The following is a 24,089-nucleotide window of genomic DNA, read 5'->3' as shown; positions in this document are numbered from 1 at the left end:
CCAACCGGACATCTATTGGCACAAAAAGAATGGCAACCGGCCATACGGACGGTTGCCAGGTGGGGGCGGGTGGGAGGAAGAACCTGCCCCGGGAACAAATGTTAAACGCTATGAAGGCTGACCGGTGGTCTGGTGCCGCGTGACCTGGTTTTCATATCCTCTGTTGCAGCGCCCGCGTTGCGGGATTGCATGAAGATCAACTCGCCGGCCGTTCCAGCTTCCCTGACCAAATCGGCCCGTTCGCATTGCGCAGCCAGTTGCAGTCCGATACGGCGGAGATGAGAGCGGCGGTAACAATAGATCGCCATGGCTGCGCGCTGCTCATCCGGCAGTTGGCCGGCGATTTCAGACGTCGCATTCAGTGCCGAGTCCAAGAGTTTCTTTAAAATCTCATCCCGGACCGGGCAGGTCTCCAAATCGGCTGATCCCTTGGCCAGCTGCATGGCTTTTTCTCCTTCGTTCACCAAGAAGGATCTCGGAATTAGATTAATGGATTGTTAAATATCCACATTCGCCAAATTAAGTCAGTGGCAACCTCTAGTGAAGGTGAGTGTCGTTTAAGTAATTTCCATTGAAGTATTTAACAGTTTTGTCAGTTTTGTACGTGTCAAAGCTCTCAATGACTCTGAGCTATCCAAGATAGACTCTGCTTTTAAAAAATCGAGGATCCGGATATTGCCGTTCTGCGGTCGAATCAGGATATCGGGTTGATCCATCTTGATTTTCTGACTGGTGATTGTCTGCATCAGGATTTGCGATGAGCCAAATAGTGAGTCCAGCGTGCTGATATCGGCCGGGTTTGTGCGGGCGACCGGAGCGCCGACGACATCAACCGCGACGACGATGTCGCACTGAGAGCGCAAACCATCAAACGGCAGCGGATTGACGACACCGCCATCAATGAGGAAACGGCCTTGGTGGCGGACCGGGCGGAAGACGGCTGGGATCGAGATCGAGGCTGCAATTGCTGGCAGCAAAGGGCCGGTTTCAAAGTCAACTTCTTCGCAGCCGTAAAAGTCGGTTGCCAGAACGCGCAAGGGGATTTGCAGGTCGTCAAATGTGTCGGGCAGATACTCTGAGACGAAAACGTTTAGGACTTTCAGAGGATCAAATTGAACTGGACCAGCGCGGAAGACATCCTTGAACCGTTTGGGTCTGAGTTGCCACAACCGGTTCAGGACTTTGTTATTGTCGGCAAACAGATCCAGGACAATTCTTCGTAAATCCTCTCCGGACCGGCCGCTTGCATAACCTGCACCAATGATGGAACCGATGGATGTGCCAGCAATTTTGTATGGCTTGATCCCAAGATCGTCGAACGCTTCGAGCACCGGAATGTGGGCAAGCCCGCGGGCGCCGCCGCCGCCAAGTGCCAGGCCGATTTTTGGAAAAGCGGCTTGTCCGGTCATGTTTCACCTGTGTCTATAAACTCTTTTCAGAACAGGTAGGGGGTGGGCAATTCCTGCGCAAGGACGCAGTTTGATCCAGGTCGACTCAAAAGCCCTCCATCAAGATCCGGGTCAATTGGTAGATCAATCCGTTAGAAAACGAAATAGAGGTCTTCTGCCGTGTCTGCCATCCAGTTGGTGGCCTCTTCAAACGGCAACGGCTTGGCGATTAGGAACCCTTGGACGGCAAAGTCGCCCATCATGCGCAGGCGGTCATATTGTTCTTCCGTTTCGACCCCTTCACAAATGACCGCGATGTCCAGCGACCGGGCCAAATGGATCAGCTGGTTGATGACGATTTCCTTGCGATGGTCTTCCAGTAACTGCTGGGTGAAGGAACGATCAATTTTGAGACCATTGATCGGCAGATCAACGACATGCGTCAGAGACGCGTAGCCTGTGCCGAAATCATCGAGTTCGACGTGAACGCCCATCTCGTAAAGGTCTCTCAATGTGGTCATGTGGCAGGAGCTGTCGTCATCCAGGAAGACTGACTCCAAGACCTCGGCAGTGATCCGATCTGGTGCCAGATCATGGCGGGCCATAGCGTCCTTAAATTGATCGAGCAGCACGCCCGAAGACAAATGCGCAGGAGAAATGTTGACCGAAATCCGGCCGTAATCCAGGCCTGCATCCTGCCAGGAGCGGGCTGCGGCAAACGCTTTATCGAGCACAATTTCACCCAGGACGGAGGAAAAGCCGGTTTTTTCAACAACTGGAAGAAATTCCCCTGGCGAGACTATTCCACGTTTTGGATGCCGCCAGCGCACCAAGGCTTCCATGCCGATGACCTTGTGGCTGCGCATGTTCACTTGTGGTTGGAATACCAAGAAGAACTCGTCGCGCTGGGCGGCCATATGCAGCTCGCGCTCCAGCTGGGCTTCGGTATCGCTCAGTGTCTGCATATCCAACGAGAAGAACGTGAACCGGTCTTTTCCGTTGTGTTTGGAGCGGTAAAGCGCCAGATCGGCATTGACCAGAAGCGAGTCGAATTCCATGCCATGATCGGGACAAAGAGCAATGCCCATGCTCACAGTCGGCCAGAATGTCGTGCCGTTAAACTCCATCGGTGAGCGCATCAGACGGCGGGCGCGTTCACACAGCTCGTTCGGATCGGCGGATGCGGAATTGGCGAGAATGACGAACTCATCACCACCCCAGCGGTAGGGTGTCCCCAGTCCGCGGCTGACTTCTCTAAGGCGCCGCCCGGTCTCTGCCAGACAATAATCGCCGGCGAGGTGGCCGAGCGTGTCATTGACTCGTTTGAAGTTGTCCATATCCACATGGATCAGGAAGGCCGGTTTGTCCTCTTCAGCGAACAGTTTGCGGGCATCGCGTTGGCAGCCCGCGCGATTGGAAAGTTTGGTTAGCGGATCAAAATACGCCAGCCGTTCGGCACGTTCCTTGGCATCCCGGGTTTCATTCTCGCGCTGGACACGTTCAGAAATATCGTTTGCCATGGCCACAAACCGGTGCCTGCCCTGATCGTGAACAAGCTGGATCTGGAAATCGACAGGGTACTCGCTGCCATCTTGGCGGCGTTGATAAGTTTCGGCGGTGTAGTTGGCTTGTGTTTGTGTGGTCAACGGTGCCAGTTTTTGCGCAATGGTGTCCTTTTTGAATTCCTGGCTGATGTCCCAGAGTTTGAGTTGCTCAATGTCTTCATTGGCATAGCCGAGGTTCTGTAATGCGACTGCGTTGGCGTATTCGATTTCGAACGTCTCGGCATTCAGCAGGTAGATCTCGTTGAGCGAGGTCTCCATTATCTTTGCCATCAGCTTGTTTTGGCGCTCGGTATTTGACCTCTCGGTAATATCGTGAACGGTTCCAATGCCGCTGATTGCCCGGCCATTCTCATCGGCAATAATATGGCCCTGAGTATGGATGCGGGCTTTGGTTCCATCGGAGCGTACGATGGTGTGCTCAAAGTCGAACGTACCGCACTGTTCGATGGCGGTTTTGACGGCTAATTTGACGTGGTAGAGCTCCGGTTCAGAGATCTGTTCAAAGAAACATTTTTTAATATCAGCAGGCGGGGTATCTGATGGAATGTCCAGAATCCGGAAGAATTCCTGAGAGCCTGAGATTTCCTTTGTGATCAGGTTGCCATCCCAACTGCCGATGGAGGCGATGGATTGGGCCTCTAAAAGCTGTGCCTGGCTGCGCTCCAGCTCCCGAGTGTTAGATAAGACTTCGGCTTCCAGATTTGACCGCGTTCTTATGATCGTTTGCTGGAACTTGTTGAGGAGACGGGTCAAAATCCGCCATGCAACGACGGCGAACAACAAACTGATGAGCACCGAGATACCCATGGATTTCAAAAATGCCATCGCATTGTCGGTAACGTCACGGATTAGGATCAGTTTGGATCCAGCCTCTCCGTTGACGATATCAATAGGCAAATCCTGCGCAATCAATACCCGGTCGCCATCAATAAGAACGGGATGGAACCATGATGGCGCGCTGCGCGTTTGTAGAATTTTCTGAACCGTGGCGGACGAAGTGGTCTGAGTGCCTAACAACCTGTAGGAAAGCGCAGACGGTGATTTTTCTTGTCCGGCAGGCGTTAAAGTACGCAAAGGCCCCAGAGGACTGCCAGCCTTCAGAATTTCCCCATTCACTGCAGCGCTCAGCAACGCCATTGATTTTTCGACGTCAGCGGTGAGTTTCAAATAGGCCAACAGCCGCCCTTCGGCGACCAACGGTTGGAGAGCACTTACACCGATACCGCCCTTTGTATCGAACTCCAAACTGTTCGTCGTGCGGAAAAGAGAACCTTCGAGGTCAGTCTCGAAAAAGGGCGACGAAGGCGTGAAATCCGCCAGAGAACTTCCGCCGTTATATAGGATTGAACGGTTGGCCGAGTAGATCGTTAAGTCAAAAACACCCGTATCTCCGTTGAAATGAGAGAAGATGTGATCGGCTATTCGCGAGACCGCGTCCGTATCGTTGCGGCTTATTGCGGCTTCGAAGGCAGGATCGGAGGCCAGGTCATCTGCAATTTCGGTTAACGCGCCGGACACCTGTGCCCGATGACTTTGGATGAGCTCATGAGACGCGGTTTTTATGCGGTCGTAGGGAGCTTGCAAGATGGTGAGTTCGGTGGTGATGTTCTGGAACGCGAGCGCAGCAATAACGAGTGCCAGAAAGCCGGCGAACACAACCTTGAGCGGCCGTCCGTTGCGGGAGCCGTCTTCACTCCACTGGGAAACAATATGGTCTAGGTGGAACTTCTCTGAAGCAAGAAGATGATACCCGGACCGTGTCGTCTCCTTGTCCAGTGTTATTCGTTCACGCACGTTCTGTACCCAACCCCTACGCGCGGCTTCTGCCGCAACTTTTCAGGAGCATTCCATCTCTTCCGCACGCGCCAAGAGTGGTTCCTGCGGCTAGGAATACTCACTGCCAGAATTATCGATAACGGCTATTCGTTAAATTGCTTTGAATAAAAATGTTAAGAAAATTAAGAAAGGTAAGTGCAAGATCCTGCAAATAATATGCTTTTCTAAGCGGCTGTGTTCCCATGATTTGGCTTTACTTGAGCGAAATCGTCAAATCGGCCAATTCGCAGATTTTACAGGGCAAAGAAGTTCTTTATTTCAATGCAGGTCTCTTCAGGAGCCTCCTCAGGTAGAAAATGTCCGCTGGTGATTGGCTTGCCTTTCACGTGCGGGCACCAGTCCCGCCATACGGCCAGAGGGTCTTCAACACTTCCTGCGATCCCTTGAGTACCCCATAGAGCCAAGAGGGGCGGTTGAATAGTTTTACCGGACTGCCGGTCTTCGGCGTCATGCAGATAATCAATGTGCGCGCCGGCCCTGTAATCTTCGCAGGTCGCCGCGATCCGTTTGGGATCTTGAAACCAAGCCCGGGTGTGCTCAAGAGCGCCGTCTGAATAGGCACTAAGGTCCTTGGCCGCACTCCAGCTTGCCAATTTGTGTTCAAGGAACGTAATCGGATCCGCCGCGATCATGTTATCCGGGAGCGGAGCTGGTTGCGCCAGAAACGCCCAGTGATAGATCTTCAACGCAAACTCCCGGTCCAATTTGTTCCAGTAGTCATAAGTCGGGAGAATATCGAGGACGGCTGCGCCAAGGATCCGCTCCGGCAAGTCCAATGCCATGCGGTAGACAACCCGCCCGCCGCGGTCATGCCCGACTGTCCGGAATTGTGTGTGACCCAGGCTTTCCATCAGGCTAGCCATCGTTCGGGCCATTACGCGTTTTGAATAAGCCGCGTGGTCCGCGCTTAGCGGTGGGACCGCGGATTGGCCATAACCGGGCAAATCCGGCATGACGAGAGTAAAATGTTCAGCCAGTTCCGGCGCGATCTTATGCCAAATGACATGCGACTGGGGATACCCGTGCAGGAGAAGCAGCGCCGGACCGGAGCCTCCGGTGCGGTAGAATATTGATCCTTGTTCGGTTTCTGCCAAACGGCTTTCAAAACCGGGAAATAGATCTGGTAACGCGCGGTCCATGGCGTCCTCCCCAAATAGGTGGAATTGGGGAGGAGGGTAAGCGCCAAGGGCGCTTATGGCCATGATTCGATTGAAGGATGAGGATCAGTTGCCGTTTTCGCGCGTCACGGCACGCCAGCCGATGTCCGTCCGGCAAAATCCGTCTGGCCAGTCAATTTTCTGAACCGCCTCATAAGCGGCCTGTTGAGCAGCTTTCACCGATGTCCCCAAGGCGGTGACATTGAGAACCCGGCCACCGTTGGCCAGCACTTTATCACCGTCTGCTTTTGTGCCGGCGTGGAAGACTTCCACTCCGGCCGAGGCCGCATTGTTGATGCCTTTGATCTCGGTGCCCTTGTCATAAGAGCCCGGATAGCCTTTTGCGGCCATGACGACCGTCAGAGCAACATCGTCGCTCCAGTCTGCCGAACATTGATCGAGCGTGCCTTCGGCGCTGGCCAGCATCAGCTCCAGAAGATCACTCTGAAGACGCATCATCAGTACCTGGCACTCCGGATCACCGAAGCGGGTGTTGTATTCGATCAGCTTGGGACCGTCGGCGGTGATCATCAGGCCGGCATACAAAACACCCTTGAAAGGCGTGCCGCGTTTGGCCAGCGTTACAATCGTCGGTTCGATGATCCGTTTCATCACATCAGCAATCAGATCATCGGTCAGAACTGGTGCAGGGGAATAGGCTCCCATGCCGCCAGTATTGGGGCCTTCATCGCCATCATAGGCGCGTTTGTGATCCTGGGCCGTTGCCAGAGGTAAGGCGTTGGTGCCATCCGACAAAACGAAGAAGCTGGCTTCCTCACCTTCCAGGAACTCTTCGATGACGACCTCGGAGCCCGCCGCCCCGAAAGAACCTTCGAAACAAGCCGTGACGGCAGCCTCGGCTTCGGCCAGTGTCATTGCAACAACAACACCTTTGCCCGCCGCCAGACCATCGGCCTTGATGACGATTGGGGCGCCTTTTTCGCGGACGTAAGCGAGTGCACCGGCCTCATTGTCGAAGCGGCCATACCCAGCAGTCGGAATATCTGCTTCGTCACACACGGCTTTTGTGAAAGCCTTGGATCCTTCCAGCTGAGCAGGGACCTTCGCGGGACCGAAAGCCTTGATCCCGGCAGCGTTCAAGTCATCAACAAGACCTGCGACCAGCGGCGCTTCCGGGCCAACAACCACAAACTCGATCTGCTTGTCCTGGCAAAAGGCAATCACACCAGCATGGTTGGAAACGTCTAGATCAGAAAGCTCTGCATGAGCTGTAATACCGGCATTCCCAGGAGCCGCATAAAGCTTGGTCAACTTCGGCGATTTGGCCAGGGCCCAGGCAAGAGAATGTTCGCGGCCACCGGATCCGATCAGGAGAACTTTCATGAAATGCCAATCTCTCGTGCATCAACAGGAAGGAAAGCTGTCGCACGGTCAAACTGACCGGCCACCGCCGTTGGAGCGCGGTCTATCACGGCAACGGCAGGGCTGCAATTGGCCGATGTTCTGCATGTGCAGTCCGAGTTTCAGGCGCGGCCGGGGTCTAGGCCGTGTGGACGAATTGGAGACGCCTTTCGTGAGACAAAGGGCGAAAGATGGCGTGGAAAGACCTGCAGAACGTATCGGTGATACGGTCAAGGGGCTGTCCGCGTCAGATTGCTGCCCTTTGCCTCACCCGAAGGGTAGGGCCTGCAGCGTTCAACTTTCTGCGCAAATCCGCCTTGCTGATGCACCTGCATCACCTGCGCCAGATTTTCTTGATCTTGAACGCAGCAAATCCCAGCGAAAGACATCTCCAATTCGTCCACACGGCCTAGTGCTGTGAGCCGGTCCTGGCAGATCGTGCTCGGATCACCTGCCAACCGGCGCGACATTCTCAAAATCTTCCGAAAATGCCGCGAAGACTGCGGCGAACCGTTCGAGAAGGCACATGAAGCGGCCATTAGCCGAATGCTGGTTGATGCTTCCGCCGGGCGGATTTATCTGGTCGAAGTGCGCGGCGTACCGGCTGGTTTTGCCTGTGTGGCTTTCCAGCAATCAGTCATTTGGGCGGGACGATTGGCAATCCTGGAGAAAATCTATCCTCTGAACGGGTACAAAGGCCAGGGTCTCGCTCAGCGGATCTTGCGGGCCATCATTGGAGACCTGGAAAATTTTGGTCCTGCTATTGTCACAGCCTACTTGAGGGAGGGCGATCCTCTGTCTCAAATATTTGAACTTGAGGGTTTTTCCGCAGTTCCGCTTGTGCGGTTCACCGACCAGGAGTTTTCCGAAAACGACGGCCCGGTGTTTTGAAGACATTTTGAGTAAAGCCGGCCTGCCTCGCCCACTGCGAGCCGAAGGCATTTTCCATTTCTTTTTTGCCGAACTCGGCTCGGGGATGATTTTCGACGAGAGAGCCGGTAAAGCTGCACATGAGATTCGAAAACCACGTATCAGTCAGAGCTCGTTGGATTTCAAACAGGAACCACACGAATGTTTTTCTCCACCAAGGATACCGGACCGGTTGCCGATGCGGTTAAGAAGCATTGGGTCGATACACGGCTGCCAGCCGGGCTTCGCCCCTATGCGCGGTTGGCCCGTTGGGAGCGTCCCATCGGCTGGTGGCTCCTCTTGTGGCCATGTTGGTGGTCCGCCGCATTGGCCGCGATCGCAGCAGGAAATGGCTGGCCAAATCCGTGGCATATGCTGTTGTTTTTTGTTGGCGCCGTTGCCATGCGCGGGGCGGGCTGCACCTACAACGATATTGTCGATGTCGACATCGACGAACAGGTGGAACGGACCCGGTCCCGGCCGATCCCGGCAGGTCAGGTCACAAAGACCCAAGCCAAGATCTTCCTTGTCCTCCAGGCTCTCGTTGGCCTGATCGTTCTACTGCAGTTCAACACTTTCTCGATCGCACTAGGCGTTGTCTCGCTAGTGCCGGTTGCCGTTTATCCGTTTATGAAGCGGATCACCAATTGGCCACAGTTGTTTTTGGGCTTTGCCTTTTCATGGGGTGCCTTGATGGGTTGGGCGGCCGTATTCGGGGAGCTCTCTTTGGCGCCCGTTCTGCTCTACATTGGCGGTATTTTCTGGACGATCGGTTATGACACGATCTATGCCCACCAGGATAAGGAAGACGACGCGCTGGTCGGTGTGAAGTCGACGGCGCGGCTCTTTGGTGACAAGACACGCCCGGCGCTCATCGCGCTCTATGCCCTAGCATCTATCCTGTTTGCATTGGCAGCGGCACTCGCCGATGCCGGGCCTGCTGCCTTCGCTGGCATTCTTCTCGGTGCTCTTCATCTTGGTTGGCAGATCGTTGTGATTGATATCGATGATGGCGAACAGTGCCTAGAACTGTTCCGTTCGAACAAGATCTATGGCTGGATCTTGTTTGCCGGTTTCACCGTTGATGCCCTGATTTCCTGGATGTTTGCCTGATTGGAAGCGCTTTAGCTGGCACAAAGAGTTAGAGCCCGCACTTGCGAGCTCTTCAAACATCTCAACTATGCTTAGGATCAATCCCGGGCGATGATTTCCCGCTCTTGCGAAAAATTGGCCGGGGATGATTTGTAGCCACCGACTTGGCGCCGGTTCAAAAACCGCGGACGGCGGCCGGTAAGAAGGCGCAGTTTGCGGCGTGGGGCTGGAGCGGATGCGGGCATTGCCTGAAAAGCTTCGATCGGCTTGACAGCACCGCCAAGATCACAGACCAGCATTGGCAGCTTGAGAACTTGGGCCCAGCGGCTCCAGAGGGTCGCCAGATCATCCGAAGACTGGGTTTCCGCCAGTGTAATTGAGAGGGCGCTGTCCGGATGTTTCAGGATCAGGCTTGCAGTGATTTCACCTGGCACATCTCCGGGAACGATCCGCACCATGACACCATCAAAGGCATTTGCAGCCACAACAATAGTGACTGGAACACCACCGACACGGCGTTTGATGATTGCCTTATCACGATCAAGAAAGATATCGGCCGGCAGGGATTGGGTTCCCGGGCGCGTTTCCAATCTTTGCTGGAATTGAACCGGGAGGCACCCGGGATGAAGCGCTGGTTCAGCGCCTGTCCCGGGTGCAATTGTCATCTGGTTTTCTGTTTGACGTCTCACTATGACTCTCCACCGGGCCTTTTGGCCTCTTGATAGGATCAACCTACCATTCAGTGAGTCGTCATCTGCTTAAGAGATAAGGTTAAAAAACTCCGATTTTAAAGAGGGTTACCGGAGTGTAAGCAGACCGCTAACGTTCTGTTGACGATACGGGGTTGGCAAACCGAACCGGCCGACCCAATTTGCACTTAACCGGTTTTCGACCTATGGCAGGTGGACAAGACGATTCCCACAGTTGCAGCCCATTCGCCCCGGGGCGTAAACAACAGCCGAACACCTAGGCGGTATCCATGTCTGAATTGATTGATCAAACAGAACTTCAATCCCGTGCGGAGCGTTTGGTCGCTGCAGCCCGTAAGGCCGGAGCCGATGCCTGCGATGCCATTGCGGTGACCGGCGTGTCCCTCGGTGTTGAGGTGCGCGACGGCAAGGTTGAGGAAACCGAACGCGCGGAAGGCGACGACGTTACCTTAAGGGTGTTTGTTGGAAAACGAACTGCGGCGGTCTCTGCCAACCAGCTGGATGATCCAGATAACCTTGCAGAGCGCGCAGTGGCCATGGCCAAGGTGGCGCCGGAAGACCCCTTCGCGGGGCTTGCCGATCCGGAATTGCTCGTCAAGGACATACCAGAACTGGAACTCCTTGATCCGACGCAGATGTCGGCAGGTGAGCTGACAGACATTGCACTCGAGGCAGAAGCCGCTGGCCTCGATGTGGAGGGCGTCAGCAAATCTGGTGGCGCATCTGCTTCCTGGCGCCTGTCTGGCGTGGTCCTGGCGACCAGTCACGGCTTTCAAGGGGCCTATCTTTCGTCCCGTTTCGGCATGTCCATGACAGCCGTGGCCGGAGATGGCACCGCCATGGAACGGGACTATGATTTCGACAGCCGCACATTTTTCGAAGACCTCGACGCTCCTGCCGACGTTGGCCGCCGGGCTGGAGAGCGGGCTGTCCGCCGGTTGAATCCGGACAAGATTTCGACGCGCACAGCCAATGTTATTTATGAAGCCCGAGCCGCAAAAAGCATCCTTGGCCATTTGGTCAGCGCCATTAACGGAGCCTCGATTGCCCGGAAGACAAGCTTCTTGATGGATCAAATGGGCGAAGCTGTCCTGGCGCCGGGGCTGATGGTTGTTGACGATCCTTTCAAACGCCGGGGCGCAGCCACCCGTCCATTTGATGGTGAGGGGACAGCTGCCAGCGTGCTCAACATGGTCGAAGACGGTGTCCTTAATCATTGGTACCTGGATGGCGCGTCAGCCCGTGAACTTGGTCTGACGCCAAACGGCCGGGCCCGGCGTGCCGGCAGTGGAACCTCCCCTGGATCGACGAATGTCACATTGATGCCGGGTGAGAGGTCATTGGAAGAATTGATGGCAGACGCCGGAGAAGGGCTGCTGGTCACCGATCTAATAGGTCATGGTGTGAATGGCCTTACTGGCGATTATTCGCGTGGTGCAGCCGGGTTCTGGTTCGAAAACGGTAAGATCGTCAAACCGGTCAGCGAAATCACCATCGCCGGAAACCTCAAAGATATGTTCAAACGGCTGGTACCAGGCAGTGATCTGGACAACCGTTATGCTGCCGCTGCACCGTCGATCATGATTGAAGGATTGGCTCTTGCCGGAAATTGATGGAACGGCGCTGGATGCGGATCTGAAGATCCTGGAAGAGGCCGCTCTGGAAGCTGGTGACCTTGCGCTGACCTATTTTGGCCGCGACCCAGAGACGTGGTTCAAGGGCAACAAGTCTCCTGTTTCGGAAGCGGATATTGCTGTCGACCACTTCCTGGCTGACAAACTGCGCTCTGCCCGGCCAGACTATGGCTGGCTCTCGGAAGAAACTGCCGATGATCCGGTGCGGCTGAAACACGAACGGGTGTTTATCGTCGATCCGATCGACGGGACGCGTGCGTTTCTCGCGGGCGGCGACGAATGGACCGTGTCTATTGCCGTTGTTGAAAACGGACGGCCGACCGCAGGTGCGGTTTATTGTCCCCGGCGAAAGGAAATGTTCCTGGCGCGGAAAGGTGGCGGGACGCGGCTGAACCAGACAGAGATTTCGGTTTCGTCCAAAGGCGAGACTGCAGGTGCGCGTCTTACCGGCCCCTACTCAATCGTGGCGAACAAAGGTGTTCAGGCTGCTGGTTTCGAGGCCCAGGATGTGTTGCGCTCCCTGGCCTACCGCTTGGCCATGGTGGCTTGCGGCCGGGCTGATGTTGGGGCTGCGCGCGGCGGTCCGAGTGACTGGGACCTTGCAGCAGCCGATCTTTTGGTGCAGGAAGCAGGCGGGAAATTGACCGACTTGTCCGGCCGCAGTCTGAAATACAATCAGCCGAAGACGCGCCACCCTGCGCTTGTCGCAGCGCCTGAGCAGCTTGTCGGACCGGTCTGTACGGTACTAGGAAGGCTGGTTGGCTAAAGGCCGGCAGCGTTCCGACTTGCGAGGAAAGCTCATGAGCGAAGCAGAAGCATCAAAACAACTCTTGCATTTGGTATTTGGCGGCGAATTGGAAAATCCGGACGGTCTGACGTTCCGGGATCTGGATGAACTGGATATCGTCGGCATCTATCCGAACTACGCCGAAGCTTACACGGCCTGGAAAGCCAAGGCTCAGGCGACCGTCGACAATGCACACATGCGCTATTTTATCGTGCACATGCACCGTCTGCTTGACCCGGATACTGCCGGCTAACGTTGGCACTTTACTCTTAGGCGAAAAGAAAAATGCTAAAAAGCCTTGGCCGCCATCCGTTGGTCCTGTCGGCGATCGGATCGTTTCTCGCTGGTTATCTGAAGCTTGTCTATCACACCAACCGGTTCGTGCTGGAACCGGCGGATATGCACGACGACACGGAGAAAGACCTCCCCGTGATTGTGGCCATGTGGCATGGCCAGCATTTCATGGTGCCGTTTGCCAAGCCAAAACATTGGCCGGCGAAAGTGATGATTTCCAAGTCTGCCGATGGCGAAATCAATGCCATTGCTGCCCGCAAACTTGGTTTGGGGCTGATCCGCGCCTCGGGTGGCCGGACGGCACATCAGATCAAGAAGCGTGGCGGTATGCGCGGGTTCATCGAGGCTGTGAGAGCTTTGAAGGACGGCGACAGCATTGCCATGACCGCCGACGTCCCCAAAGGGCCTGCCCGGCAATCCGGAACAGGGATTGTGCAGCTGGCCAAACACTCCGGGCGTCCGATCTTGCCGGTGGCGGTCGCGACCAGCCGCAGCATCGAGTTGAACAGCTGGGACAAAGCCAGCGTCAATCTCCCCTTCGGCAAGGGCAGCATCGCCAGCAGTGACTTGATTTGGGTGCCGTCGGATCTGGAAGACGATGATCTGGAGACGTACCGGCAGCAAGTCGAAGACGGCCTCAATGCTGCGACCCGCCGGGCTTATGAACTGGTTGGCAGGCCGAATGGCTGAGCGGCGCCCTGTCCTGCTTTCCATCTACCGGGCCTTTGGATGGGCGCTGACACCACTCCTGCATCTATTGTTCAGCCGCCGCAGCAAAGGCGGCAAGGAAATTGCCCACCGGAAGGGGGAACGCTTCGGAGTTTCCCAGAAGCCGCGCCCACAAGGCTTGCTGGTTTGGATCCACGCCGCCAGTGTCGGCGAAACAATGTCGATCCTGCCGCTTATTCAAAAGCTGGCGGGAGACGGTCATTCCGTTCTTTTAACAAGTGTGACCGTCACGGCGGCGGAACTTGCAGACAAACGGTTGCCGGACGGCTGCTTTCATCAATTTACACCATATGACACGCCGACTTGCGTGTCCGGGTTCCTGGATCACTGGCGTCCGGATCTGGCCATGGTCGTGGAATCTGAAATCTGGCCCTGCCTGTTCGATGAGATCCATCAGAGAGGTATCCCTTTTGCACTTCTGAATGCCCGGATGTCGGAAGGGTCTTGCCGGAACTGGATGCGGGCGCCGCGGATTTCCAAGTACATTTTCGGCTGCCTGGACTTGGTGCTGGCCCAAAGTTCCGCAGACCAAGACCGGTTTAACAAACTCGGCTGCCGCCAGGTCGAAACACCGGGGAACTTGAAGTTTGATGCCGCAGAACCTGCTGCAGATGGCGCTGCTCTCAAAACACTGAAAACACAGATTGCGGACCGTCCTATCTGGTTGGCTGCTTTAACCCATCCGGGCGAAGACGAGATTGCATTGGCAGCTCATGCAAGGCTTCGGCAGACGTTCCCGGATTTGTTGTTGGTGCTGGTCCCCCGCCACCCGGCTCGGGCTGACGAGGTCGCCGAATTGATCGGAGCGCGAGGCCACACGCTTGCCCGGCGAAGTAAGGCCGAGGTGTTGACACTGCATACGGACGTCTATCTGGGTGATACCCTCGGTGAGATGGGGCTTTTCTACCGGCTGGCACCGGTGACGTTTCTTGGCGGGTCCTTCAATGACGCCGGCGGCCACAACCCGGTGGAAGCTGTTTTGCTGGGGTCTGCGCTGATTACAGGTCCCAAGGTTGCCAATGCGCGTGCTGTGTACAAAGATCTGTGGGACGAAAAAGCCGGTGTTCAGGTCATGCAACCCGAGAAACTCACCGAAGCGGTGATTGATCTCTTGCAGAATTCCGAGGTCCGGGCGGAGCAGGCGGACCGGGCAATGCAGTTGATCATCAAAGGAAGAGGGGCATTGCAGCGCAGTGCCGATTTGCTGAAACCGCTGCTGGCCGGACAGAAATTGTCATCCGCCCCGGAGAACAACAATGGGCAAGGCGCCTGACTTCTGGTGGAAACCGCATGTGAGTGTTCAAGCGCTGGCCTTGGCGCCGGTCTCCTGGGTGTATGGTCTGATTGCCGGCCGCCGGATGCTACAACGTCCCAAAGCCAAAAGTACCTTGCCAGTGATTTGCATCGGTAACTTCGTGGTCGGCGGTACCGGCAAAACCCCCTTTGCATTGCAGCTCGCCGACCGTCTTAAAACAGAGGACCGCAAGCCTGCATTCTTACTGCGGGGGTACGGCGGGCGCCTGAAAGGGCCTGTCGCGGTCGATCCGTCGAAACACACCGCAGCGGATGTTGGCGATGAAGCGCTCTTGCTTGCCAAGTCCGCACCGACCGTGATTGCCGCTGACCGTCCGGCGGGCGCGGCTTTCCTGGAAAAACTGCCGGTCGATCTCATCCTGATGGACGATGGTTTTCAAAACCCATCCCTTCATAAAGACCTGAGCCTGGTGCTGATCGATTGTGCCGTCGGCTTTGGCAACGGACTGTGCCTTCCGGCCGGTCCCTTACGCGCACCAGCTCAAAAACAAATCCTGAAAACGGATTGCCTGGTGCTGATCGGGGAGGGGGACCGAGCGGAAGCGGCGGCCCATTTGGCCGGCAGACGGGCGCTGCCAATCCTGCATGCGCAGATCGCAGTCGAAGAAAACCCGGCGCTCGAGGGGATCAAACTGCTGGCTTATGCCGGAATCGGCCGGCCGCAGAAGTTTTACAAGTCGCTCAAGGACCAGGGCCATAAGGTGACCGCGACCCGAAGTTTTGCAGATCACCATGAGTTCAGTGAGGCTGATGCCCGCGCCTTGATTACACAGGCAGAACGCGACGGGCTTCAACTGGTGACCACGGCAAAAGATATGGCGCGGCTTGAAACACAGAAGGGCGAGATATTTCACTGGCTCGCCGCCAGAAGTGAAGTCCTGAATGTGCGCATGGATATTCCGGACGAAGACCGGCTGATCGGTCTCATCAAGGATTGCCTACGCAATCGGACGTTCAAAACCTAGTTTGAAGCAGACGGCTTACTTTTTCTGGGTTTCCAGATAGCGTTTCATCGACGCATGGGCATCCACATAAGGCTCTTGCAGATCGACGGACCAGTATTTCAGTTCATCCAGCGGGATTGCCGTTCCGGTTACGGCACAGCGCACAAAAGTACCCGGAGACTCCACCTGATAATCTCCATCGAGATAGCGGATGCGGGCTTCGCTTGGAATGCGCGGATTTTCGTAACGGTTCATGATGACCTGATGGGTTCGCGTTCGGACGTCTTGCGTCCACCTGCGGTCTTTTATGGCACAATCGGGCTGTTCGGCAAGCCCGAGCAGAATTCCTGAGGCACGGGATGCTCAGAAAATCTGAAGCGAGCGCTGATCCCGGCCAATCATGTAGCGGCAACGGGACATCACGACGGCTTCTTCGGGAAGAGTGTCTTTTGCAAGTTGCATCTCTGTTTCGCGCGCAGCCTCGCAGTCTCTCATGTCCTGCCATTGCTCCTTTGAGGCAGCGAGATCCTGACAGATCAAGAGGTCCGGCTGGCAAGCGACCAGATGGAGAGCAACCAGAACTGCAGTCATGCGCTTCTGAGCCCCCTTTTATAGGCCGCCTTTTTGGTGTCGGAAAAAGTGACCTTGATGACATTGTTTGGCAGCGCGGACGGCCGTGCTGGTGGACCGGAGACAGTCCCGGTTTTTGCCAAGGCCGCTGCGAGTTTTGGGTGCAGGCCATCACCGCGGGCAGCGGCCGCTTCATGAAAGGAAATCAAAGTGGAGGGGAGAGAGGGCTGTGATGGTTTGGACATTGGACACACGTCTCCTGTTCTGCGGAGTGGAACCCGCAGCTCGGTGAAATTTGGGGGGAATGGAGGTCTGGCGTGGGCCCGAACTAGGCGGCCCTGCTGGATCAACCGGAGTATGTCCTCCGGCAATTAAAGTTGAGTGATATATTCAACTTAAAAATCTGGCAAGTGGATTTCTTACCTTTTGGGGTGATTTGTCGCAGCAAACCCCTATGTTGGATTTAAAGAATTTTTTTTCGTCCACCGGCATCCGGCGATTGGCGCCAGAGGGTCGGCAGGTGCGGATCAACAAGGAACCTCTGATGTCCCTCTCCAGTTCTGATCTGATCGAAACATCCGGCCTTGGATTGGAAACCGCCAAGCGCATCACTCAAAACGCTTTGTCCGGAGCGGATGATGGCGAGCTCTATGTAGAATACCGCCAGACCGAGGGCCTGGTTTTCGACAATGGCCGCTTGAAAGGTGCCAACTACGATACGGCTCAAGGCTTCGGCCTGCGTGCCGTTGCAGGCGAAGCGGCTGGCTATGCTCATGCCGGAGATATTTCCGAAGCGGCTCTGAAACGGGCGGCCGATGCGGTCAGCGCGGTCTCAAGAGGCTATTCGGGCACTTATGCCGCTGCACCGGCGCGCACAAACCTGTCGCTTTATACCGATGCCAATCCGCTCGGCGGCCCAAGTTTTGAAGACAAGGTGAAGCTGCTTCAGGAAATCGATGCCTATGCGCGCGACAAGGATCCCCGGGTCCGTCAAGTCTCTGCCTCTCTCGCCGGGTCGTGGCAAGTCGTGGAAATACTGCGGGCCGACGGTCATCTGGTACGTGATGTCCGCCCGATGGTCCGCTTGAGCATCTCGGTTGTCGCCGGAAATGATGAGCGCCAGGAAAGTGGCTCTTTCGGCTGTGGTGGCCGGGAAGGGTTTGAGCAGTTCATCACGGAAGAAAACTGGCAAGGCGGTGTTGACGAGGCGCTTCGCCAGGCGCTGGTCAATCTAGACGCTATTCCAGCACCTGCAGGAACCATGGATGTGGTGCTTGGCTCCGGTTGGCCGGGCATCCTGCTGCACGAAGCCGTTGGTCATGGCCTGGAAGGCGATTTCAACCGCAAGAAAACCTCTGCCTTTGCCGGTTTGATGGGCGAGCGCGTGGCCTCTCCCGGTGTCACAATCGTGGATGACGGCACCATTCCCGACCGGCGGGGGTCCCTGTCGGTTGATGATGAAGGCACACCGGCGGCCAAAACGGTCCTGATCGAAGACGGTATTTTGGCGGGCTACATGCAGGACCGCCAGAACGCCCGGCTGATGGGCATGGAGCCGACCGGCAACGGCCGCCGTCAGTCCTATGCGCATATCCCGATGCCACGTATGACCAATACAGTCATGATGAACGGCGACAAGGACCCAGAAGAAATCCTGGAATCCGTCAAGGACGGCATTTACGCTGTTTCCTTCGGTGGCGGCCAAGTGGACATCACCTCTGGGAAATTCGTCTTCTCCTGCACCGAAGCCTATAAGGTTGAAAACGGCAAGGTCGGCGCGCCGGTCAAGGGTGCGATGCTGATCGGGAACGGTCCGGATGCACTGACGCGGGTTGAAATGATCGGCAACGACATGAAACTCGACCCGGGCATGGGCACCTGCGGCAAACAGGGTCAGGGTGTTCCGGTCGGCGTCGGCCAGCCCTCCATGCGCATCAACGAAATGACCGTCGGCGGTACGGCGGTCTAGGTTCATTTGGATTTCGCGTTGGTTCTATAGTCGCCTCTCTCCAATGTGAGAGGCGGGACAATTGTTTCTGTTCATACGGGATCAATTCGCGTCAATAAGTTGACGATTTTGAAGAGCAGCACCAGCCGGTCTCGGATAGTGATTGAAACGTTGGTCAGAGATTAATCGATGAAAGCCTGAACAAACAGTTTTTGATCCGGCAGGACATAGTATTGATTGTACCCTGAAATGCCCGCAGCGTATCCATTTCCCTCTTTTATTCCGTTCAGGATGGATTCTACAGGAATATTGGAACGCCCACCGCAGTCCAAAACCGCCATTATAAGCGCCTCAGCAAGCGATTTCATGGGGCGCATTTCTCGCCAGTTCCTGTAAAAGACTGTCCGATGACGTGGATCAGGATTTGATCTGCTTCTAGTGACATTGTGAAAAAATGCCAAACCCTCAACTTTAATTCTCGCAGCCGTTGCATCCGTGATCCGGATAGCGTTGACCCCGCAACTGTCCAGGATAAGGCTATGTATAAACCCGGTTTTGACATTCCGCATCAAAAGCCCGTCGGTTTCAATTGCGGATGGTAGTCCTGCAATAAACCGATCGGACATCTCGATATTCGCCCGAGCTGCTTTTTCTTTCTGCTCCTGCCACAAAATGATTAGGCATATGAGAGTGCCGAATAGCAGGAAACAAACCATCATAAAAATTTTTGGTTTTCTGAAAGGTATAAACTGCATCTGAGCCGCTAAGGTTTTGAATCTATAAGACTGATTGAAATTGAGTTATATCCACTCCAATGGAACTGGCAGCTTGGCATTGGGGGCAGACATGAGTGGCCAAATTAAGATCTGGGGACGGATCAACTCGTCCAATGTGCGCAAGGTTTTGTGGTGCGCGGAAGAGCTCAAACTGAGCTACCAGCAAATTGACGCGGGCGGTGCCTTTGGTGTGGTCGATACGCCGGAGTTTCTGGCGCTCAACCCGAATGGCCGCATTCCCTGTCTGCAGGACGGGGAGTTCACAATCTATGAATCAAACGCGATCTGCCGGTATCTGGCCAAAAAATATGGCACAGTGCCGTTTGTAGCCGAAAGTCTTGAAGAGTGGTCACTCGCCGATCAATGGATGGACTGGACAACGTTTTCCTTTGGCATGCCGTTTCGCAATCTGTTTTGGAACATGGTCCGCACTGCGCCGGAAGACCGGGATCAAGCTGCGATCACACTCGGGATTGAGCATTGTTCGCAGCAATTTGCTGTCGCCGATGCCGTGCTGAAAGATCAGCCGTTCCTCTCAGGCGAGGCCTGCGGTGTGGGGGATATCCCGCTCGGTTGTCTGGCCTATGCCTGGTTCAACATGGAGATCCCGCGCCCGGATCTGCCACATCTCGCCGCCTGGTATCAGCGACTGACGGAACGCCCAGCTTATCAGGAAGGCGTCATGAGTCTGCTGACATAAAGGCCAAACGCCCCACAAATGCCCGCCGCCTATTGTGCCGCTAAGCTGAACAAGCAAAGCGGAAAAGGCGCGGGAAAGACACCCCGTAAACGCTAGGACTCTGTATCCGTTTGGACCGTAAAGCGTCCGAGGCGCACGGCAACATCTTCGCGGTCCGCCAAATCCGGATTGGTGGCATCAAGAACCTTCAAGGGGGTGCCGAGCTCCTTGAACCAGGTTTGGTCGCCCATTTTGGTGATTGCAAAAATATCGATCGTGACCTTCATGGAGGGACCCCACTGCTGGCCGGTTGGCAATTTCACAGTAGCCAGTAACGATCCATCGAAATGAGCCGGCAATGTTGATGTCTGACTGAGAGAGGTGTTGCCTCTACGGACGACAGTCCCGGTATTGATCGGCGGTTCTGGACCGACCGCACCACTGATCATGGTCAGGGATGTCTCAACCGGAAGAGACGTTGTTTGCATGAGAAAGAGGTATTCACGCCGGTCCGGATCCAGGTTTTGAAAATTGTATTCCTCCTGAAATTCGGGCTTGTCGGTGGAATCGACAATGCTCAGATTCCGCCAGGCAACGGCCGGATTGTCGAGGATCCATTTCACATAAGCCTGCTGATCCTTGAAACTTTGAGGCAACGGATTGGGGTGGTCTTCCGTCGTGATCTGGGCAATGAAACAGTAATGACCTTTGACAGGCGGGGTCCAGACAAAGGCGCTGTTGCCAGCGGTAATGTCACCTGACTGACCTTCCCGGCGGGCAGACAAATCAACATAGTTCTGATCTGGAATTGCCGTCCCAATTACGTTTTGCCGCCATTTCGCAACGTCAGAGAGCAAACCGCCGTTGGCGTAGTAGAGATACAATTTGCCAGTCTGCGATGCGGAGGACAGGTTCTTGGCGCGGCAATAAATGTAATTTGCTTGCTCAAAAAGAACGTTTTTGTACCAGGTCTTTCCATAGTTTTCTGACAGGAAAACATCTGGATCTTCCAGCGGTTCGGTGCCCCAGACGATGATGTCCGGCGAATAGTAGGCTGTGGCAGCCGTGCTTGGGTATTGTCCGGTATCAGACAGTTCGGTGCGCAAGAATAGATCGTCATACTGGGGCACAAATTCCTCCAACCGGTAAAGAGGTGGATCAAAAAAGAGCGGATTGAGCGAACGCTCAATCCGCTTTCTGTCAAAACGCTGCGAGGTCGCGCCGTTGTGTAATTGCCGGCTTCAAGGTCCAGTCCAAAGCCGACAGGGTGCTAACCGCCGCGCTTAAGAGGTCCTAACGGTTAGCTGAGCCTGAACGTTGTCCGGAAGATCCTCAAACGGGATAGTTTCCCGGTTCGAGAGTTTGGCCACAAAGTCCGCTTCTTCTGACTGCAGCGTTACGGAGAAATCTGAGAGCAATCCGGTTGATGTGGCGTCTGCATCCAAGTCGATCTGATAGTCGAATGTTTCTGCATCTGCGGCGTCCGGATCCTTCAAGTCTACCTTGAAGCTGGTTTTGGAGCCGCTTTGACCACGGTAATCGAAAGCAATCGAACGCAGACGGGTATCACTTAGTATTTTCCAGAAATCGCCGGTTTCTGTCCTGCCTCGTGAAAACGTAATTGAGCCGCCGAAAGCAGCAAATGTCGTTGCGGCGAGAAGCGGCAAATACTTGAAAATTTGGCGGCTGAAGGGTCCCGCGGCATCGGCGGTCGGCGAAGATGCTTCCTCATAGGTGGCACCAAAGCTGCCGTTCTCAATGTTACGTTCTATATCCTTTGTGGCATCGACTGCGTTGCGTGGTGGGATCAGGAAGCCCTCGCTCTCAACACCATAAGATCCGTCGAGCTCGACTTCCCGCTGAAAGCTGCAGGCAAGCGCATTGTTCGTCGCGTTAACGCAGTAGACTTTTCCGGTGTTTTTGTCTGGCACCCAATCGACCAGACCGGTTTGTACCGCCCCTGCATTTGCATCCGCATCCGAGGCAACGCTCTCCAGAACCGCCGGCAAAACCTTTGCTGCGACCTTTGCTACCGGCAAGGCGACACTCAAAATACTTCCAAGAATTCCCATATTCCCCTCCCCAAAGACCCTAATTGCACTATAAAAGTGTATAGCGATGGATAATCTATAATAAGGTGAATATCAATGTAAAAATAACCTAACGGAAGAAATAAAATTAGAAATTTTGTATAACTTCACAAAAATGAAGTTGAAGTTATTTATATCTTCTTGATATTATAAGTAAAAAATTCAAATTATTTGATGAATTGTGGTGAAGTGGGGGCGTAAATCCTGTGGATGCAGAGAGAATTGTATTAATTTGGTGGGATTTAGCGGCGAATAACTCGAGTGGTCGAGTGCAAGAAAACGCCGGCTCGAGACACTCAGGTCAAGCAGTTCCGTCCACAATCCATTGATTGGCGCTGAAAGCTAGAGTGGACAGCCGTTTCTCTGCAATACTTCCCCTGTCATTTGAAACAATTTGCCCCTATCGGCAAACTTATCGTCCGCACTTGTGACGTTATTCATAAATCCTTTGAGATTTCCGTTGTTTGATCGGATAGGGTATGATCGGGGCTGGGATCTGGAGACGGTATGGCAGCGGAAAGCGCGCCTCCACTATTTGCTGAAGCAATTATCTTTCTGTCGGCGACTGTTGTCGCGGTGCCGATAGCCAAACGGCTTGGCTTAGGGTCCGTCGTTGGCTATCTCGCCGCAGGCGCCGCAATTGGCCCGCACGGACTGCAGCTTCTTGGGTCCGGTGAGGATGTTCTGCACGTCGCTGAGCTCGGCGTGGTGCTGCTTCTGTTTGTGATCGGGCTGGAGCTCGATCCGCAAAAATTGTGGCGAATGAAACGGGACATCTTTGGTCTTGGAACGGCCCAGGTCGTGTTGACCGGGTTCTGTTTGTTTGCCGTTGCGACACTCTCCGGCATGGGCCAATCAGCGGCTTTGGTCGCAGGCTTCGGATTGGCGCTTTCGTCGACCGCCTTTGCCCTGCAGATCCTGCAAGAGCGCGGTCAGCTGTCGTCTGATTACGGTCAACGAGCCTTCGGTATTCTGCTTTTGCAAGATATCGCCATCGTTCCTCTGCTGGCGATGGTCGCGATCCTGGCGCCGGGGGAAGGGCCATCGACCACGGCCGAGATCTTCCGTGAAGTCATGATGGTTCTGTCTGCGGTTGCAGCGGTGATCCTGGCTGGGCGTTATCTGATATCGCCGGTGTTTTTGATGCTCGCTGCCACACGGGCGCGCGAAGTCATGCTGTCGGCTGCTCTTCTGGTCGCGTTAGGTAGCGCCGGGATCATGCACACGGCTGGCCTGTCCATGGCCCTGGGCGCGTTCCTGGCTGGTGTGCTCCTGGCGGAGTCGAGTTTCCGTCACACATTGGAAGCCGATATTGAGCCGTTCCGCTCACTTTTGATGGGGCTGTTTTTTGTCGCCGTCGGCATGTCGCTTGACTTTAACCTGGTTATGTCCAACTGGCTTTATATCGCCGCAGGTGTCCTGCTGGTCATGTTGATCAAAGGCCTGTTCCTGTGGGGACTGTCGCGGGTAACGGGATCCGGCAATTCAGACGCCATGAGGATTGCCGTCACATTGCCGCAAGGCGGTGAATTCGCATTTGTCCTGTTCACAGCGGCTGTTGGCACCAACATCTTCACATATGAAACGACCAATCTCCTTAACGCCATCGTCATTCTCACGATGTTGCTGACGCCGGTTGCCTGTCTTGGTCTGGACATGCTGGCGACCCGCGCCAAAGCGCGGGGTGTGGAAAATCCGTCCATCGAAACCTTTGAGGAAGCGACGCCTACGGTTCTGGTTGTTGGCTTCGGGCGTTTTGGGATGGTCGTCGCTCAGATTTTGACATCGGAAGGCCTGGAGATCACGGCAATCGACAACCGGCCAGACCGGATCGCCTATGCCCGCAAGCAAGGTTATAAGGTCTATTATGGAGATGCGACCCGTGCCGATGTCATGGAGGCGGCCGGAGCCAAGAAGGCTGCGCTGATTGCCATGTGCATTGAAAATGACAAGGTTATGGCCAAAGCAATCAACATGATCCGGGGAGATTTTCCGAGTAGCCTGATTTTCTGCCGGGCAACGGATCGGGCGCACGCCATGGATCTGACCAAGTTAGGCGTCGATTTCCAGATCCGCGAGACTTTCGAATCCAGCGTGGTGTTTGGCCGGGCGGCCCTGGAAGCGCTGGGGACACCGCTCGACCGGATCGATCAGATCGAAGAAGACGTTCGCTCCCGCGATGAGGAGCGCCTGGCCGAACAGCTCTCTGGCGGAATGTATGCCGGTGCCGACAAGCTGCACAAGGTTACACCGCGCAGCGCCGCCAAACCGGACAATCAAGACGCGCCAGCTCAATAAAAAAGGC

23 protein-coding genes are annotated in these 24,089 nt (G+C 55.2%); 11 read left to right on the top strand and 12 right to left on the bottom strand.

What is annotated here, in order from left to right:
- Nucleotides 1–101: 101 nt before the first annotated feature.
- The 5 genes from FJ695_RS26645 to purD form a co-directional block, all read right to left on the bottom strand.
- The gene (locus tag FJ695_RS26645) at nucleotides 102–443 is read right to left on the bottom strand and encodes a hypothetical protein (protein WP_141188273.1); all 342 of its coding nucleotides are present in this window, start codon (nucleotides 441–443) and stop codon (nucleotides 102–104) included.
- A 114-nt stretch (nucleotides 444–557) separates the two neighbouring features.
- Nucleotides 558–1,409 carry a patatin-like phospholipase family protein gene (locus FJ695_RS26640; protein WP_141188272.1) on the bottom strand — a complete coding sequence of 284 codons (852 nt, stop codon included), beginning with the start codon at nucleotides 1,407–1,409 and terminating at the stop codon, nucleotides 558–560.
- Nucleotides 1,410–1,540: 131 nt separating this feature from the next.
- Nucleotides 1,541–4,747, bottom strand: coding sequence for an EAL domain-containing protein (locus FJ695_RS26635; RefSeq protein WP_209010829.1), 3,207 nt, complete (start codon nucleotides 4,745–4,747; stop codon nucleotides 1,541–1,543).
- Nucleotides 4,748–5,022: 275 nt separating this feature from the next.
- Nucleotides 5,023–5,928 (bottom strand): alpha/beta fold hydrolase, encoded by a 906-nt coding sequence (locus FJ695_RS26630; RefSeq protein ID WP_141188271.1) that lies wholly within the window; start codon nucleotides 5,926–5,928, stop codon nucleotides 5,023–5,025.
- Nucleotides 5,929–6,012: 84 nt separating this feature from the next.
- Entirely contained in the window at nucleotides 6,013–7,290 is a 1,278-nt protein-coding gene (gene purD / locus FJ695_RS26625) for a phosphoribosylamine--glycine ligase (protein ID WP_141188270.1), read from the bottom strand.
- Between the two features lie 435 nt (nucleotides 7,291–7,725).
- On the opposite strand from purD, the gene FJ695_RS26620 reads away from it, so the two are divergent.
- Together FJ695_RS26620 and ubiA are read left to right on the top strand one after the other, a co-directional pair.
- Nucleotides 7,726–8,199 carry a GNAT family N-acetyltransferase gene (locus tag FJ695_RS26620; RefSeq protein ID WP_168206499.1) on the top strand — a complete coding sequence of 158 codons (474 nt, stop codon included), beginning with the start codon at nucleotides 7,726–7,728 and terminating at the stop codon, nucleotides 8,197–8,199.
- Nucleotides 8,200–8,379: 180 nt separating this feature from the next.
- The gene (gene ubiA / locus FJ695_RS26615; RefSeq protein WP_141188268.1) at nucleotides 8,380–9,330 is read left to right on the top strand and encodes a 4-hydroxybenzoate octaprenyltransferase; all 951 of its coding nucleotides are present in this window, start codon (nucleotides 8,380–8,382) and stop codon (nucleotides 9,328–9,330) included.
- 77 nt (nucleotides 9,331–9,407) lie between these two features.
- On the opposite strand, the gene FJ695_RS26610 is transcribed toward ubiA, so the two are convergent.
- Complete coding sequence (locus FJ695_RS26610; protein ID WP_141188267.1) at nucleotides 9,408–9,998, bottom strand: DUF6101 family protein; 591 nt, start codon at nucleotides 9,996–9,998, stop codon at nucleotides 9,408–9,410.
- A gap of 290 nt (nucleotides 9,999–10,288) precedes the next feature.
- On the opposite strand from FJ695_RS26610, the gene FJ695_RS26605 reads away from it, so the two are divergent.
- From FJ695_RS26605 to lpxK, 6 genes are read left to right on the top strand one after another with little or no spacing between them, the layout of a single operon-like run.
- Nucleotides 10,289–11,632, top strand: a complete 1,344-nt coding sequence (locus FJ695_RS26605; RefSeq protein ID WP_141188266.1) for a TldD/PmbA family protein — start codon at nucleotides 10,289–10,291, stop codon at nucleotides 11,630–11,632.
- Nucleotides 11,619–12,419 carry a 3'(2'),5'-bisphosphate nucleotidase CysQ gene (locus tag FJ695_RS26600; protein WP_141188265.1) on the top strand — a complete coding sequence of 267 codons (801 nt, stop codon included), beginning with the start codon at nucleotides 11,619–11,621 and terminating at the stop codon, nucleotides 12,417–12,419. The genes FJ695_RS26605 and FJ695_RS26600 overlap by 14 nt, the downstream gene beginning before the upstream one ends.
- A 34-nt stretch (nucleotides 12,420–12,453) precedes the next feature.
- Nucleotides 12,454–12,693 carry a DUF4170 domain-containing protein gene (locus FJ695_RS26595; protein ID WP_141188264.1) on the top strand — a complete coding sequence of 80 codons (240 nt, stop codon included), beginning with the start codon at nucleotides 12,454–12,456 and terminating at the stop codon, nucleotides 12,691–12,693.
- A 32-nt stretch (nucleotides 12,694–12,725) separates the two neighbouring features.
- A complete protein-coding gene (locus FJ695_RS26590) occupies nucleotides 12,726–13,424 on the top strand; it encodes a lysophospholipid acyltransferase family protein (RefSeq protein WP_141188263.1) in 699 nt (232 codons plus the stop codon).
- Nucleotides 13,417–14,736, top strand: a complete 1,320-nt coding sequence (locus FJ695_RS26585) for a 3-deoxy-D-manno-octulosonic acid transferase (RefSeq protein ID WP_141188262.1) — start codon at nucleotides 13,417–13,419, stop codon at nucleotides 14,734–14,736. Before FJ695_RS26590 ends, FJ695_RS26585 begins: the two co-directional genes overlap by 8 nt.
- Complete coding sequence (lpxK, locus tag FJ695_RS26580) at nucleotides 14,720–15,742, top strand: tetraacyldisaccharide 4'-kinase (RefSeq protein WP_141188261.1); 1,023 nt, start codon at nucleotides 14,720–14,722, stop codon at nucleotides 15,740–15,742. Before FJ695_RS26585 ends, lpxK begins: the two co-directional genes overlap by 17 nt.
- A gap of 15 nt (nucleotides 15,743–15,757) precedes the next feature.
- Here lpxK and FJ695_RS26575 read toward each other — a convergent pair whose 3' ends face one another.
- From FJ695_RS26575 to FJ695_RS26565, 3 genes are all read right to left on the bottom strand, one after another.
- Nucleotides 15,758–15,976: a DUF2093 domain-containing protein gene (locus tag FJ695_RS26575; protein WP_141188260.1), complete on the bottom strand. Its 219-nt coding sequence runs from the start codon at nucleotides 15,974–15,976 to the stop codon at nucleotides 15,758–15,760.
- Nucleotides 15,977–16,084: 108 nt separating this feature from the next.
- On the bottom strand, nucleotides 16,085–16,312 hold the full coding sequence (locus FJ695_RS26570) for a hypothetical protein (protein ID WP_141188259.1): 228 nt from the start codon (nucleotides 16,310–16,312) through the stop codon (nucleotides 16,085–16,087).
- Nucleotides 16,309–16,536: a hypothetical protein gene (locus FJ695_RS26565; RefSeq protein WP_141188258.1), complete on the bottom strand. Its 228-nt coding sequence runs from the start codon at nucleotides 16,534–16,536 to the stop codon at nucleotides 16,309–16,311. The genes FJ695_RS26570 and FJ695_RS26565 overlap by 4 nt, the downstream gene beginning before the upstream one ends.
- Before the next feature lie 299 nt (nucleotides 16,537–16,835).
- Between FJ695_RS26565 and tldD the strand changes: the two genes are divergently transcribed.
- Nucleotides 16,836–18,260 carry a metalloprotease TldD gene (gene tldD, locus FJ695_RS26560; RefSeq protein WP_141188257.1) on the top strand — a complete coding sequence of 475 codons (1,425 nt, stop codon included), beginning with the start codon at nucleotides 16,836–16,838 and terminating at the stop codon, nucleotides 18,258–18,260.
- A 161-nt stretch (nucleotides 18,261–18,421) separates the two neighbouring features.
- On the opposite strand, the gene FJ695_RS26555 is transcribed toward tldD, so the two are convergent.
- Complete coding sequence (locus FJ695_RS26555) at nucleotides 18,422–18,994, bottom strand: hypothetical protein (protein ID WP_141188256.1); 573 nt, start codon at nucleotides 18,992–18,994, stop codon at nucleotides 18,422–18,424.
- A 91-nt stretch (nucleotides 18,995–19,085) separates the two neighbouring features.
- Here FJ695_RS26555 and FJ695_RS26550 point away from each other — a divergent pair, with 91 nt between their 5' ends.
- A complete protein-coding gene (locus FJ695_RS26550; RefSeq protein WP_141188255.1) occupies nucleotides 19,086–19,715 on the top strand; it encodes a glutathione S-transferase family protein in 630 nt (209 codons plus the stop codon).
- A 92-nt stretch (nucleotides 19,716–19,807) separates the two neighbouring features.
- Here FJ695_RS26550 and FJ695_RS26545 read toward each other — a convergent pair whose 3' ends face one another.
- Both FJ695_RS26545 and FJ695_RS26540 read right to left on the bottom strand, forming a co-directional pair.
- Nucleotides 19,808–20,824: a hypothetical protein gene (locus FJ695_RS26545; RefSeq protein ID WP_141188254.1), complete on the bottom strand. Its 1,017-nt coding sequence runs from the start codon at nucleotides 20,822–20,824 to the stop codon at nucleotides 19,808–19,810.
- Nucleotides 20,825–20,977: 153 nt separating this feature from the next.
- Nucleotides 20,978–21,766, bottom strand: a complete 789-nt coding sequence (locus tag FJ695_RS26540; protein WP_141188253.1) for a hypothetical protein — start codon at nucleotides 21,764–21,766, stop codon at nucleotides 20,978–20,980.
- 525 nt (nucleotides 21,767–22,291) lie between these two features.
- Between FJ695_RS26540 and FJ695_RS26535 the strand changes: the two genes are divergently transcribed.
- On the top strand, nucleotides 22,292–24,082 hold the full coding sequence (locus FJ695_RS26535; protein ID WP_141188252.1) for a monovalent cation:proton antiporter-2 (CPA2) family protein: 1,791 nt from the start codon (nucleotides 22,292–22,294) through the stop codon (nucleotides 24,080–24,082).
- Nucleotides 24,083–24,089: the final 7 nt, after the last annotated feature.

Origin of the sequence: Labrenzia sp. PHM005 (assembly GCF_006517275.1) — a bacterium.
In the GTDB taxonomy this organism is placed as follows: Bacteria; Pseudomonadota; Alphaproteobacteria; order Rhizobiales; family Stappiaceae; genus Roseibium.
Note: the sequence above shows the minus strand (reverse complement) of the source record. Positions and strands in the feature narration are given on the sequence as shown.

Bases quoted from the DNA above. Each gene is read 5' to 3' on its own strand.
- FJ695_RS26645 (WP_141188273.1), bottom strand. From the start codon at position 443: ATGCAGCTGGCCAAGGGATCAGCCGATTTGGAGACCTGCCCGGTCCGG.
- FJ695_RS26640 (WP_141188272.1), bottom strand. From the start codon at position 1,409: ATGACCGGACAAGCCGCTTTTCCAAAAATCGGCCTGGCACTTGGCGGC.
- FJ695_RS26630 (WP_141188271.1), bottom strand. From the start codon at position 5,928: ATGGACCGCGCGTTACCAGATCTATTTCCCGGTTTTGAAAGCCGTTTG.
- purD (WP_141188270.1), bottom strand. From the start codon at position 7,290: ATGAAAGTTCTCCTGATCGGATCCGGTGGCCGCGAACATTCTCTTGCC.
- ubiA (WP_141188268.1), top strand. From the start codon at position 8,380: ATGTTTTTCTCCACCAAGGATACCGGACCGGTTGCCGATGCGGTTAAG.
- FJ695_RS26605 (WP_141188266.1), top strand. From the start codon at position 10,289: ATGTCTGAATTGATTGATCAAACAGAACTTCAATCCCGTGCGGAGCGT.
- FJ695_RS26595 (WP_141188264.1), top strand. From the start codon at position 12,454: ATGAGCGAAGCAGAAGCATCAAAACAACTCTTGCATTTGGTATTTGGC.
- FJ695_RS26590 (WP_141188263.1), top strand. From the start codon at position 12,726: ATGCTAAAAAGCCTTGGCCGCCATCCGTTGGTCCTGTCGGCGATCGGA.
- FJ695_RS26585 (WP_141188262.1), top strand. From the start codon at position 13,417: ATGGCTGAGCGGCGCCCTGTCCTGCTTTCCATCTACCGGGCCTTTGGA.
- lpxK (WP_141188261.1), top strand. From the start codon at position 14,720: ATGGGCAAGGCGCCTGACTTCTGGTGGAAACCGCATGTGAGTGTTCAA.
- FJ695_RS26575 (WP_141188260.1), bottom strand. From the start codon at position 15,976: ATGAACCGTTACGAAAATCCGCGCATTCCAAGCGAAGCCCGCATCCGC.
- FJ695_RS26570 (WP_141188259.1), bottom strand. From the start codon at position 16,312: ATGACTGCAGTTCTGGTTGCTCTCCATCTGGTCGCTTGCCAGCCGGAC.
- FJ695_RS26565 (WP_141188258.1), bottom strand. From the start codon at position 16,536: ATGTCCAAACCATCACAGCCCTCTCTCCCCTCCACTTTGATTTCCTTT.
- tldD (WP_141188257.1), top strand. From the start codon at position 16,836: ATGTCCCTCTCCAGTTCTGATCTGATCGAAACATCCGGCCTTGGATTG.
- FJ695_RS26555 (WP_141188256.1), bottom strand. From the start codon at position 18,994: ATGCAGTTTATACCTTTCAGAAAACCAAAAATTTTTATGATGGTTTGT.
- FJ695_RS26550 (WP_141188255.1), top strand. From the start codon at position 19,086: ATGAGTGGCCAAATTAAGATCTGGGGACGGATCAACTCGTCCAATGTG.
- FJ695_RS26540 (WP_141188253.1), bottom strand. From the start codon at position 21,766: ATGGGAATTCTTGGAAGTATTTTGAGTGTCGCCTTGCCGGTAGCAAAG.
- FJ695_RS26535 (WP_141188252.1), top strand. From the start codon at position 22,292: ATGGCAGCGGAAAGCGCGCCTCCACTATTTGCTGAAGCAATTATCTTT.